Raw genomic sequence first — 12,078 nt, 5'->3', positions numbered from 1 at the left:
TATCGTCACCTCCTCGCCCACCTATGACGGGCAGGAGGCGGCGTTCGAACGAAGGTCGCTCGCATCGCTGAAGCACGGGCACGGGCCGACCTCAATCGGAACATGCCACCGGCGCCTTGTGATCCGGCAGATACGCCGTGAACCACGGGACGCTCTAGCCAATCCGTCGGGTTGGCTTGGAAACAGAGAGTTAGAGCAAAAGGCGTTCAGCCGAACGCTGCTCTGGGGGCGGCTGACCAATGAAGAATACAGCGACACGCGATCTCTACGGCTACTGGGACCAGTTGCGTGGTCAACGGCCAGCTCCCGAACGTGTCGACATCGATCCGGGCGCCATCCGCCGCGTGCTGGGCGATACCTTCATCGTGGAGATCGACAAGAACCGCAGCTTTCCGTTCCGCCTGGCCGGAACCCGGATGTGCGCCCTGCTCGGCCAGGAACTGCGCGGTGCCTCCCTGCTCGATCGCTGGACCGATCGAACTGGCCTAGCGGAACTGGTAATGGCAGTATCGTCGGACCTGACGGCACGGGTGATTACGCTGAGCGGCAGCACGCTGCAAGGCCATCATCTCGATCTGGAATTGCTGCTCCTGCCACTCCACCATCGCGGCAAGGCCAATTCGCGTATCCTCGGCAGCCTGACGCCAGGCGAGGCCCCCTATTGGATCGGCCTGCATCCCATTTCGCGTTTCGATATCGTCTCGGTGGAAGAGATCCCGGCAACCGCGCGCGTTCAGCGACGTACGGCCCTGCCTACAGGTACCCGGCGTTATGGCCATCTCACCCTGGTCGAAGGCGGCAAGGCCAGCGCCTGACCGGGCGTACGTTTTCCTATTCAGAGGCATTTTCTCAATCGAAAAGCCTATCGGCTTTTCTGGAAAATGCCTTAATGCAGCCGATAAGCCTGATCGCGCAGCGAGCCCGCCCGGCTGCAACGAAGCAAGTCGCCACCCACGCCATCATCGGACAAGCGATCACGAATGGTGGTGAAACGATCCAGTTCGTGGTGATAATCATCGGCGAGAACCTGCCAGTCCTCGACCTCTTCGAGCCTCGAGGCGGCGAAGCGGTCGGCAGCAGCCGCCATATCGGCATAGGCCAGCGCCACCGGCGAGGTCCGGAACAACGTGGTTTCGTTCAGGGAAACTTCGCCGGTATCGAGATCGCGAGCCTGGACGAGAAAGCCGTCAGACTGCGCGATGACTTCGTAGCACCAGCCCTGCCCTTCTGTACTTGCGATCAACATGGCGTCCTCCATCCACTCAACTTACGGCCATGATGCCAGAGCGGTGAAACTTCGAAGTGCCATCCTGCACACGTCATGGTTAACGCTTGATAACCAACAATGTTCAGGTACCCGGCGATTGCGTGCCATAATGACGCATGGAGTGTGACTATAGCGTGAACGCGCCTTGCAGCATTCTCGCAGCCGTCCTGGACGGCCCGAGAGCTACACGAGGCCGATGGTGCGCAACTCGCGCTGGAGCTCGATGGGCAGGTCGGCATCAGCCGAGCCGGCCATGGCGAGATCGGGCGGCGCATCGGCCGCGCTGAGATAGCGCCAGCCCTGGAACGGACCGCGCGGGCGGGGATCGACGGCGACGACCGCCGGATCGAGCACGATGTCGCAACGCGAGATGCCGTCCTCGTCACGGCGCGCGCGCAAATCCGTGATGCGCTGGCGGCACGAGACAATGCCCTTGATCACCCAATAGAGCGAGCCGCCGTCGAGAATCGCCTCGCGGTTCTTCGGCATCATGCGCGTGGTGTGGATCTGTTCACCCGCCAGGCGCAGGCGCAGGGCGATCCATTCCTCGAGGTCGGCGATCGATTCGGCGCCGACACATAGCTTGATCAGGTTGAGGCTCATCACACTGAATCAATATCGACGATCGTTTCGGTTTCCTCGAGGGCTGCCGCTTCCCACTCCCGCCACATCGGCGTCGCCATCACCGCGTCCATGTAGCGGCGTACAGCGGCTGGCACCTTGATGTCGTAGGCGTGCAAGCGGTTCACCACCGGTGCCCACATCGCATCGGCATTGTTGAAATGCGCACCGAACAGGAAATCGCCACCACCGCCGAAACGCGTGCGGCAATCGATGATGAGATCGACCACCCTTTCCACACTCGCCAGGGTCTCGTCGTCGAGAGCGATGGCCTTGGGCCGGCGCTTGATGTTCATCGGACAATTGCGGCGCAGAGGCAGGAAACCGGCATGGATCTCGGCGCTGATGGCACGGGCGTGAGCCCGGCTCTCGCGATCCTCAGGCCAGAGCTGTGGGGCGATCTCGGCCAGATATTCGAGGATGGCGATGGATTCGTGCACCATAATGTCGCCATGGATCAGGATCGGCACCTTGCCGGCCGCCGAGGTCGCCTTGATCATCGCCGAGGTTTCGGGATGGCGCAGCCAGATGATCTGCTCCTCGAAGTGCATGCCGGCCGACTTTGCCGCCAGCCACGGACGCATGGACCAGGAGGAATAATTCTTGTTGCCGATGATCAGTTTCAAGGGGTGCACTCCAACACGGGCCGCACCATGCCGCCTCCTGCGCGGGCGCGCAAACGGAGATTTGCCTCCGTCAACATGCCGTAGGGGCCTGCAGTTTGACGACCCGGGTGCCAAACATCCGGTTGCAAGCCGGCGGCAGCGCCTTCATTGTCCCATCCACGAACTGCAATGTATCTGAGAGTCGTGCCCATGAAGAAGATGGTCTTGCTTGCCGGCCTGCTCACCCTTCCCCTGGCCAGTTGCGCCGTACCGGGAGGCGGTGGTTCCGATCGGCCCTATTACAGCGATCCCGGCTACTATGGCGGCAACTATTACGGCGATCACCGTCGCGACCGCCGCGATCGCTATCCTGGCAGAGCGCGCCCCGGCCGGCCCAATCCAGGAGAGCCAGGTGCGGGTACAGGCCCCGGGCCCGGCCCGGCTCCGGGCGGCGATTTCAGCTGGCGGAATGCCCCTCCCGGTTCAAGGCCACCGGTCACCTCCAACGTCGGTGGCACGCCCGGCTTGTCTCGTCCTGGCTGGTCAGCTCCGGCCCCTCGAATCGGGAGCCCCTCGCCAACGCCCAGCGCGCCTCGGGTCGAAAGCCCATCGCCGCCCCCCAGCGCGCCAGCAGGCGCCGGCCCGGTCCATGATTGCCCGCCGGGTACAACCGGCTGCTGAACAAGGTCGCCCTAAGCAAGAAACGACCTCCAAGTGAAACGGGGTCTGCGTTTCAAATGCAGAGAGCGGTTTTCGTTTCAAGGAATGGAAACCGCTCTACATTTTCATGGCGGGCACTAGGCGCTCTCCCCATCCAGATCGCGAGTTCAATGGTAGACAAGGACCTCCTGGAACAGACGGCACTGCGTCTGATCGCAGCCCTGCCGGCCGGCAAGACGATGGCGCCCGCCGACATCGCGCAAGAAATCGCGGGCAAGGCCGCCGATCAGTGGGGACCGTTGATGCAGCCGCTTCGCCGCATCGTCGTGCGCTTGGCCAAGGAAGGCCGGCTGGTGATCTATCGCAAGGGTGCGCCAGCCGATCCCGACGATTTCAAGGGCGTCTACCGGCTCGGACCGGTGCGGATCGACTGAGGCGAGGCGTCACCGGCGCTTTCAACGGTATTGAAGCTCAATTGGCGGCAATACTGCCGGTGGCGACGTTCTGGGCCAGGAAGTCCTGCCATTGCTGCTCGGAACCGGCAAAGGCGTTGCGGTCGACCTGCCCCTGGACGCCGGGCACCGAACCGGTGGCGGTATATTGCCAGAAGGCCCAGGAACGCTTGCCGTAGCGCCCGGAAGGATGGCCCTTCACCGAGCGCACCCAGAAGGGATAGCTCTCCAGTTCGCCGGTCAGGATTTCGCGGTGGAAGTCCACCGTGGTGTAGATGATCGGCTTCTTGCCATAGAAGCGCTCCATCTCGCGCAGGAACACCGCCATGTCGGCATGGATCTTCTGGGCAGGCGGACGCAGCTTGCAGGTCGGCGAGAGGTGGTTCCACTCCATGTCGAGAACCGGCGGCAGGGCATCGCTTGCCGGCGGCACATGGGTCTTGAACCAGGCGACCTGGTCCTCCACCGGCCGGCAGAAATAATAGAAATGATAGGCACCGGTCGGTATGCCCGCGGCGCGGGCTCCTTCCCAATTGGCCTTGAACTTGTCGTCGACGCGATCGCCGCCTTCCGTCGCCTTCAGATAGGCGAAGCGTACGCCTCCGCGAGCGGCAGCATTCCAGTCGATGACACCCTGATACTTCGAGACATCAATGCCGTGCACCGGAAACCTGTTCGCCTCGGGATAGGCTTGCTGAACGGTCGAGCAGGCACTGAGAACCAGCACACCTGCTGCGATGAGCCCATGGCGCATGAAGCACGACAGCGATCGCATTGTGAAACCCATTATGAATGGCCGTTACATCCGGCACTTCAACGACTGGAACACAGGGTAGAGAGAGAAGCTTAACCGCTCCTCACTGTCGACAAAAATCTTTGAAGACTCGGCCCGAAAACACGCCTATCAGGCGAATCATCCCCCATTACCGGTCAAATCCTATCATGAAAGTCCTGGCCCTAGCTGCCGCCCTCGCCTGCGCCCTGACTGCACCCAGCCTCGCCGGCTGCCCGCCCGAGGCCCTGGGCGTGTCCCGTACGCTGCCCGTCGGCACCGTCGGCGGCGGCGCAGTGGGTTTCAAGACCTATCCCCAGACCCTGCGGCTTGCCCCTGGAGAGGTGGTACTGACCTTCGACGACGGGCCGATGCCAGGGCGCACGGAAAAGATCCTGGATGCTCTTTCAAGCCAATGCGTGAAGGCCACCTTCTTCATGATCGGCCGCAACGCCGCTGCTGCTCCCGCCCTGGCCGCCAGGGTCGCAAAGGAGGGACATACGGTCGCCTATCATACGATGACTCACCCAGTGCTGCGGCGCCTGCCATTCGAGCGGGCTCGCGCCGATATCGAGAACGGCTATCGTGCCGTCGACAAGGCGGTATGGGGCGCAGCCAGCGAGCGCCCGCACCAGCCCTTCTTCCGCTTTCCGGGCTTCGCCGACAGCCCTGCCCTCGACCAATGGCTCGCCTCGCTGGACATGGTGGTGTTCGGGGCCGATCTGTGGGCCAGCGATTGGGAACCTGAGACGCCTCAGGAGGAGCTCAAGCTGGTTCTGGGGCGGCTCGAGAAGAACAAGGGCGGCATTGTGCTTCTGCACGACATCCAACCCCGCACCGTGGCCATGCTGCCGCAATTTCTGCAGGAGTTGAAGAAACGCGGATTCCGGATCGTGCATATGGTGCCCGGCCCCGGCGCGCTCGAAACGACACCGGCTCCCGCTGGCTGGTTCTCCCAGACCGAGCGCATCCTCGCGGGCCAGGGCAGACCGGTCGGCAAGGTCCGGCGCCCATTGTCGCAATAGCCATCGACAAACCAAAAAGGCGATCCGTTTCCGGATCGCCTTTGGAGCCAAGCTCGAATTTGGTGCGGTCAAGAGGACTCGAACCTCCACTGGTCTCCCAACTACCACCTCAAGGTAGCGCGTCTACCAATTCCGCCATGACCGCGGTTGCTGCACAGGGCCGGCTCGAAGAACGCGCTGCCATGTGAAGCGGCGCATCGTCTAACAGATCGATCACAGGGCAGCAAGGGCAATTCACGCTTTTCCTTCACTTAGCATGCAAGCCCTTGTCGAAGCCCCGAAATCCGCCGATATGAAGGGCTTGTTTCCCCGATTGGAACCGATCCAGTGACCAGCCGCAATGCCCTCGACCACAGTTTCCTGCCCGGACGCGATTCTCCGCCGGTGGAGTGGCAGGTGATTGCGGGCCTCAGTCCCTATGAGCAAACCATTGCGGCCATGGAGGCCAGGGCAACAGCGATCGCGGACGGGACGGCCGACGAATGCGTCTGGCTGCTCGAACACCCGCCCCTCTACACCGCCGGCACCTCGGCCCGGCGAGAGGATCTGGTTGCTCCCGATCGTTTCCCGGTGCACCAGACCGGGCGAGGCGGGCAATATACCTATCACGGTCCCGGCCAGCGCGTGGCCTATGTCATGCTCGATCTCAAGCGCCGCCGGCAGGACGTGAGGCGGTTGGTGACGGCACTGGAGGCCTGGCTGATCGAAACGCTCTGGTCCTTTCACGTGCGAGGCGAGCGCCGCGAGGACCGGGTCGGCGTCTGGGTGAGGCGCCCGGAGCGCGGCGAAGGCGCCGAAGACAAGATCGCGGCTATCGGCATCCGCCTCAAGCGCTGGGTCTCCTTCCACGGCATCGCCATCAATGTGGAGCCCGATCTCGAGCATTTCTCCGGTATCGTTCCCTGCGGCGTCCGCGACCATGGCGTGACCAGCCTGGTCGATCTCGGCCTGCCGGTGACGCTGGAGGATGTCGATCTTGCCTTGCGCCGGACCTTCGAGCCGATCTTCGGGCAGACGCACCTGCCGCGTGCAGAAACCGATTCGGGAAATGCCGCCAAGGCACTGGGATCATGCGCCTAAAATATTTTGCGGTTTGGTGAATCACTAAGAATCGCAAAGACGCCTTAGCCAATCCTTAGGATTGGCTTGGGAACAAGGAGTTGGAAGCAAATAAGCGTTCACACTTGTGCGGGCTTTGCTCCAGGCCGGAGCTGACCTCGCGGCTACCAGCTCGTTCTCGTGCTGGAGGCGAGCCCGCTTCCGGGAATGATCGCCAATGCGATCAGCCAGCCGACCATGGGACCGCTGAACAAGCTGAATGTCGCCAGGGCCTGCTGCCAGGACGCCAAGGCCCCCCGGTCGAGAACGAAGATCGCAATGGCGACCGCCAGCAGATAGAGACCCAGAAAGGCTGGAATCACCAGGCCGGACCAGCCGAAATCATGGAGGCGCTTGCGTGAGAGACAGATGGCGGACCAGGCGATGGCAGCCACAAACGTAAAGGAGCCCAGGCCATAAGGACCGCTCCAGCCCTGCAGGGCATGATGCCCCCCGACGGCGAGCGCAGCCAGCAGCACCACACCGGTGGTGAAGGCAACGCGATCGATCGCGCCGGACGGTGAAAGCAGCAAACGCAGGATGACGACTGACAGCATTGTCCTGACAACGCAATGAACCCAAGCTGGATATGCTTGTAACATCCGCGGGTTAACGTCGCGTTTCGAAGTTTTGATTCGGCCGGATCGCAAAGAGCTTCAGAGCCGGCCGGTTGCCACCCGCATCTTGTCGGCCAGGCCGCCGCCTATCCGCCGGTAGAGGGCATGTGCGATCTGCTCATCCCGTTTGCACAGTGCCTTGAGCTTGTCCTGGTCGAAAGCCAGCACCCGCACGGCATTTTCCGTGACCACCGTGGCGGTCGCCGGCACGCCGGTGGCAAAGGACACGTCCCCGACGAAGGCCCCGGCGCCGACATGGGCAACGAGCTGGTCGCGTACGCGCACTTCCGTCTGCCCTTCACAGATGAAAGTGAGCTCATGCACCGGATCGGCCTCGGTGGTCACGATCGAGCCAGGCTCCAGAGTGCGCCATTCCGCTGTCCGCAGAAGCTGGGCGATCTGCGCCTTGTCGAGGTCTCCGACGATGGGCTTGATGAAGGCCTGTTCGTCGGCCGAGAGCTTCAGGCTGAGACGGTCGCGCAGGAGAATGCCGAGCTGTACCAGATTGATCAGGATGAAGGCGCTGTCCCAGGCGATCGAGGGCCAGACGGCCGAGCCGCTGAACAGGAAATAGACAACCTCCAGGGCGATGCCGACTACCGCAGCAAGCCTCAGCCAGAAGATGTTGGTCAGGAGGTAGGAGATGGCGATGATGGCATAGGCGATATGGCCGGGGAGCGCGCCCCAGCTGAAGAACTGGTCCCAGACGCTCAAACCCACTCCCCTTGCAATTCGACGACCTGGCTCTCAGGCGAAATCCATGATCACCGCATCGACGGCCAGCGTATCGCCCGGCTTGACGCGGATCTTCTTGACGGTCGCGTCACGCTCGGCACGCAGGACGTTCTCCATCTTCATCGCCTCGACGACGCAGAGCGCCTCCCCGGCCTTGACCTCCTGCCCCTCCGTGACCTCGATGGCCCGGACCAGCCCGGGCATCGGACACAGCAAGGCAGTCGTGAGTGCCGCGCTGCTCTTGACCGGCATCAGGCGGGCGAGCTCGGCTTCGCGCTGGGTGTAGATGCGAATGTCGGCGGCGGCACCGCGATGGGCTAGCACCACGCCGTTGGCAATGGCGTGCACCAGCATGGACACCGGCTCGCCATGGATGCGGCCCGACCATACCGGCTGTCCGGGCTTCCAATCGGAGGTCAGCGTCACCAGGCGTTCCGGCGCTCCCTCCGGCGAGAGGAAGGTCACCTGCATCTCTCCGCGCGCTTCGTCGACCTCGACGGTGAAGGAGGTATCGCCGAGAACAGCCACGCGACGGCGCTCGAACACCACCGGCTTGCCGACCATCTGCCCGCTGATGCCGCGCTTGCGCTGGTTCTGGATATGGTCGATCGCGGTCGCGACCGCCGCCAACCGGTCGGCGACTGCACCCTGGGGCGGGCTGACCGAAAAACCGCCCGGAAATTCCTCGGCGATGAAGGCGGTCGACAACCGCCCCTCCTGCCAGCGCTCATGCTGCATGAGAGCCGCAAGGAAAGGAATATTGTGGCGGATACCTTCGATGGCAAAGCTGTCGAGCGCGTCCGACATGGCGGCGATAGCACCGGCGCGCGTCGGAGCATGGGTGCAAAGCTTGGCGATCATCGGGTCGTAGTGGAGCGAGATCTCGCCCCCCTCGAACACGCCGGTGTCGTTGCGCACCGTAACGCCCTTCTCGCGCCGCTCGGCCGGCGGGCGATACTGGGTCAGCCGGCCGATCGAGGGCAGGAAATTGCGCAGGGGATCCTCGGCATAGACGCGCGATTCCACCGCCCAGCCCGACAGCTTGATATCGGACTGCTTCAAGGCCAGTTTTTCACCGGCGGCAACCCGAAACATCTGCTCGACGAGATCGATGCCGGTCACCAGTTCGGTCACGGGATGCTCGACCTGAAGGCGGGTGTTCATCTCCAGGAAGTAGAAGCTCTTGTCCTGCCCGGCCACGAATTCCACGGTGCCGGCGGAATCATAATTGACCGCCTTGGCGAGCGCGACGGCCTGGGCCCCCATCAAGGACCGCGTCTCGGCGTCCAGCAATGGCGAGGGTGCTTCCTCGATCACCTTCTGGTTGCGGCGCTGGATCGAGCATTCGCGCTCGCCAAGATGGATGACGTTGCCATGCTTGTCGCCGAGCACCTGGATCTCGATATGACGCGGCTCGACGATGAATTTTTCGATGAAGACGCGGTCGTCGCCGAAGCTCGCCTTGGCCTCCGAACGCGCCAGGCGGAAACCTTCTTCGACTTCGGCCGACGAGTAGGCGATGCGCATGCCCTTGCCGCCACCACCAGCAGAGGCCTTGATCATCACCGGATACCCGATCTCCTCGGCGATGCGGATGGCGGCCCGGCCATCCTCGATGATGCCGAGATGCCCCGGCACGGTGGAAACGCCCGCTGCTGCAGCCGCCTTCTTGGATTCGATCTTGTCCCCCATCGCAGCGATGGCATGCGGATTGGGACCGACGAAGATGATGCCGGCTTCCTTGAGTGCCGTGGCGAAGGCCTCCCGCTCCGACAGGAAGCCATAGCCGGGATGCACCGCGTCGGCGCCGGTCTTGCGGCAGGCCTCGATGATCTTCTCGATCTGGAGATAGGATTGGGCGGCGGGTGGCGGGCCGATATGGACGGCTTCATCGGCCATCTCGACATGCAGGGCGTCGCGATCGGCATCGGAATAGACGGCAACCGTTGCGATTCCCATCCGCCGTGCCGTCTTGATGATGCGGCAGGCGATTTCCCCGCGATTGGCGATCAGAACTTTGGAAAACATGCCAGCAATCACCCAGAATGCCTTTTTAGGGCCCGCTGCCCTTCTCTAGGGCGTCTCATAGATTGCGGCCGCACGCAATAAGCCCGCGGGGAGATTCAGGCGGCGTGCACCGCTGATCGCGGGGCCTCTGAGGATTCCCGCCACAACGCTGTTCCCTCCTCGCTTTACGCCCCCTGCCCCTTTGCTAAGATCCGGACTGGCTTCAGGGGTGGTGGGGACCACATGCGCATGAGGATCGTCCATATCAGGGCCGTGCTGTCGGTCGCGATATTCGTCGGCCTGTGGGGCTCAGCCGGCGTGGCCCATGCCGACAAGCGCGTTGCCCTGCTGATCGGCAATGCCCGCTATCAGAATGCCGTGATGCTGACCAATCCGCCCAATGACGTCAGCGGCATGAAGGCAGCATTGAGCCAGGCCGGCTTCACCATCATCCAGCCTGAAAACGATCTGACCCGCCAGGGCATGGTGCAGGCATTGCGAGCCTTCGAAACGCAGGCCACCACGGCGGACGTGGCGGTGATCTATTATTCAGGCCACGGCATGGAACTCAACGGCGTCAATTATCTCCTGCCGGTGGACGCCCGCCTCGCGACCGACCGGGACGTCGAGGACGAAGCCGTGACCCTCGACAGGGTTCTGCGCTCGATCGAAGGAGCCTCTCGCCTCAAGCTGGTGATCCTGGATGCCTGCCGCAACAATCCCTTTCTGCCACGCATGAGCCGCAGCAACGCCAATCGAGCAGTCTCGCGCGGTCTGGCCCGCGTCGAGCCAGCCGGCACGAACACCCTGATTGCCTATTCAGCCGCCGCCGGCACCGTGGCCGCCGACGGCGACGGTCTGAACAGTCCCTTCACTGCCTCGCTGATCAAGCGCATCGTCGAACCCGGCATCGATGTCCGCATCATGCTCGGTAATGTGCGCGACGATGTCATGTCCGATACCGGGAACCAGCAGCAGCCTTTCGTCAACGGATCGCTCGGCGGTGGCGTCCTGTCCCTGATGGAAGCACCGGCCTCGGCCGGTGCTTCTCCCGCGACGGATCCGCTCTTCGGGGAGGCTGCACAGGTCTGGCCAGCGCTACGGGGCAGCACGGATGTCGGTGAACTCGAGACTTTCCGCAAGCGCTACGCCAACACCTTCTTCGGCGAACTGGCCGACAAACGCATCAAGGAGCTGTCGGTGCCGGCGACGACAAAGACGGCGCCTCCTGTCGTCCCGCAGACGGCGTCGGATCCCGCCGCCGGCCAGAAGCAGGCAGCTGCCGTCACCCCGGTGAGACCGGCGGCCCCGCCGCCTGAAACCGAATGCGACAGGCTGGCCGCCGGCCCGCTGGATCCGGACCGGGTCGGTGCCGGCGTGCTGTTCGGGCAGATCGATGCCGCCCGGGCCGTCGCGGCCTGCAACGACGCCCTGCATCAATATCCCGGCACCAGGCGGCTGCTCTTCCAGTATGGGCGCGCCCTCGATGCCGCCAAGCGCCACGCCGAGGCCTTCGCCACCTATCAGCAGGCCTTCGCCGCCGGCAGCCTTGCCGCGGCACACAATCTCGCCTTCCTCTATCGCGAGGGCAGCGGCGTACCGCGCGATTATGCCGAAGCCTTGCGCTGGTTCCGCAAGGCCGCCGATGGCGGCTATGCCAATTCCTATGTGAGTATCGGCTATCTCTACGAACTCGGGCTCGGTGTATCCCGGGACTATACCGAGGCCATGCGCTGGTATCGCCAGGGCGCCGACCGCGGCGACGTGGAAAGCCATGCCAACATCGCCCTGCTCTACGAAGGCGGCAAGGGCGTGAAGCGGGACTATGCCGAGGCCCTGCGCTGGTACCAGAAGGCTGCCGATCTCGGTGACACCAACAGCCTGGCCAGCCTCGCCTCCTACTACAACAACGGACGGGGCACGGCGAAGAATCCGATGGAAGCCGCCGACTATGCCTTCAAGGCCCTGGAGCGCGGTTCCGAGTTCGAACTCAACGAGCTGCTGACCAACGCCAAGGCCTGGTCGCCACGCTTCCATTCCGAGATGCTGCTCAAGCTCAAGGCCCGGGGCTATTATGACGGCCCGATCACTTCAAGCTTCAACGAGCAGGCGCGCGCCGCCCTGCGCAAATTGGCGGGCAGATAAGACGAGGCGATAAGATTTGGGATGAACAGGCTGATGCCGAGATTCATCCATGGCAGCCAACACCTTGCCGAAAA

12 protein-coding genes and 1 tRNA gene are annotated in these 12,078 nt (G+C 63.3%); 5 read left to right on the top strand and 8 right to left on the bottom strand.

Annotated features, from left to right (window positions below):
* Positions 1-239: 239 nt before the first annotated feature.
* Positions 240-815 (top strand): PAS domain-containing protein, encoded by a 576-nt coding sequence (locus QM672_RS27325; RefSeq protein ID WP_415086398.1) that lies wholly within the window; start codon positions 240-242, stop codon positions 813-815.
* Positions 816-886: 71 nt separating this feature from the next.
* On the opposite strand, the gene QM672_RS27320 is transcribed toward QM672_RS27325, so the two are convergent.
* From QM672_RS27320 to QM672_RS27310, 3 genes are all read right to left on the bottom strand, one after another.
* Entirely contained in the window at positions 887-1,246 is a 360-nt protein-coding gene (locus QM672_RS27320) for a hypothetical protein (protein WP_311938645.1), read from the bottom strand.
* Between the two features lie 204 nt (positions 1,247-1,450).
* Positions 1,451-1,870, bottom strand: a complete 420-nt coding sequence (locus QM672_RS27315) for a DUF1489 family protein (RefSeq protein WP_367626841.1) — start codon at positions 1,868-1,870, stop codon at positions 1,451-1,453.
* Positions 1,870-2,523, bottom strand: a complete 654-nt coding sequence (locus QM672_RS27310; RefSeq protein WP_415086395.1) for a glutathione S-transferase — start codon at positions 2,521-2,523, stop codon at positions 1,870-1,872. The genes QM672_RS27315 and QM672_RS27310 overlap by 1 nt, the downstream gene beginning before the upstream one ends.
* Positions 2,524-3,323: 800 nt before the next feature.
* On the opposite strand from QM672_RS27310, the gene QM672_RS27305 reads away from it, so the two are divergent.
* Positions 3,324-3,587 (top strand): DUF3253 domain-containing protein, encoded by a 264-nt coding sequence (locus QM672_RS27305; protein ID WP_367626843.1) that lies wholly within the window; start codon positions 3,324-3,326, stop codon positions 3,585-3,587.
* Positions 3,588-3,624: 37 nt separating this feature from the next.
* Here the strand turns inward: QM672_RS27305 and QM672_RS27300 are convergent, their stop codons facing one another.
* On the bottom strand, positions 3,625-4,380 hold the full coding sequence (locus QM672_RS27300; RefSeq protein WP_311938637.1) for a GH25 family lysozyme: 756 nt from the start codon (positions 4,378-4,380) through the stop codon (positions 3,625-3,627).
* Positions 4,381-4,547: 167 nt separating this feature from the next.
* Here QM672_RS27300 and QM672_RS27295 point away from each other — a divergent pair, with 167 nt between their 5' ends.
* Positions 4,548-5,402, top strand: coding sequence for a polysaccharide deacetylase family protein (locus QM672_RS27295; RefSeq protein ID WP_415086393.1), 855 nt, complete (start codon positions 4,548-4,550; stop codon positions 5,400-5,402).
* A 60-nt stretch (positions 5,403-5,462) separates the two neighbouring features.
* Here QM672_RS27295 and QM672_RS27290 read toward each other — a convergent pair.
* Positions 5,463-5,547: transfer RNA gene (locus QM672_RS27290), tRNA-Leu, on the bottom strand.
* A gap of 182 nt (positions 5,548-5,729) precedes the next feature.
* Here QM672_RS27290 and lipB point away from each other — a divergent pair.
* Entirely contained in the window at positions 5,730-6,482 is a 753-nt protein-coding gene (lipB, locus tag QM672_RS27285; protein ID WP_311938633.1) for a lipoyl(octanoyl) transferase LipB, read from the top strand.
* A 143-nt stretch (positions 6,483-6,625) separates the two neighbouring features.
* On the opposite strand, the gene QM672_RS27280 is transcribed toward lipB, so the two are convergent.
* The 3 genes from QM672_RS27280 to QM672_RS27270 all read right to left on the bottom strand — a co-directional run bounded on the left by QM672_RS27280 (position 6,626) and on the right by QM672_RS27270 (position 9,880).
* On the bottom strand, positions 6,626-7,057 hold the full coding sequence (locus QM672_RS27280) for a hypothetical protein (protein WP_311938631.1): 432 nt from the start codon (positions 7,055-7,057) through the stop codon (positions 6,626-6,628).
* Positions 7,058-7,156: 99 nt separating this feature from the next.
* Positions 7,157-7,831, bottom strand: coding sequence for a Crp/Fnr family transcriptional regulator (locus tag QM672_RS27275; protein ID WP_394309639.1), 675 nt, complete (start codon positions 7,829-7,831; stop codon positions 7,157-7,159).
* A 33-nt stretch (positions 7,832-7,864) separates the two neighbouring features.
* Positions 7,865-9,880, bottom strand: a complete 2,016-nt coding sequence (locus QM672_RS27270) for an acetyl-CoA carboxylase biotin carboxylase subunit (RefSeq protein ID WP_367626846.1) — start codon at positions 9,878-9,880, stop codon at positions 7,865-7,867.
* Positions 9,881-10,102: 222 nt separating this feature from the next.
* Here QM672_RS27270 and QM672_RS27265 point away from each other — a divergent pair, with 222 nt between their 5' ends.
* Entirely contained in the window at positions 10,103-12,004 is a 1,902-nt protein-coding gene (locus QM672_RS27265; protein ID WP_415086389.1) for a caspase family protein, read from the top strand.
* Positions 12,005-12,078 lie beyond the last annotated feature (74 nt).

Source organism: Labrys sp. (in: a-proteobacteria) (assembly GCF_047605565.1).
GTDB lineage: Bacteria > Pseudomonadota > Alphaproteobacteria > Rhizobiales > Labraceae > Labrys > Labrys neptuniae.
The sequence above is the reverse complement of the archived record's forward strand: the minus strand, read 5'-3'. Positions and strand labels throughout refer to the sequence as shown.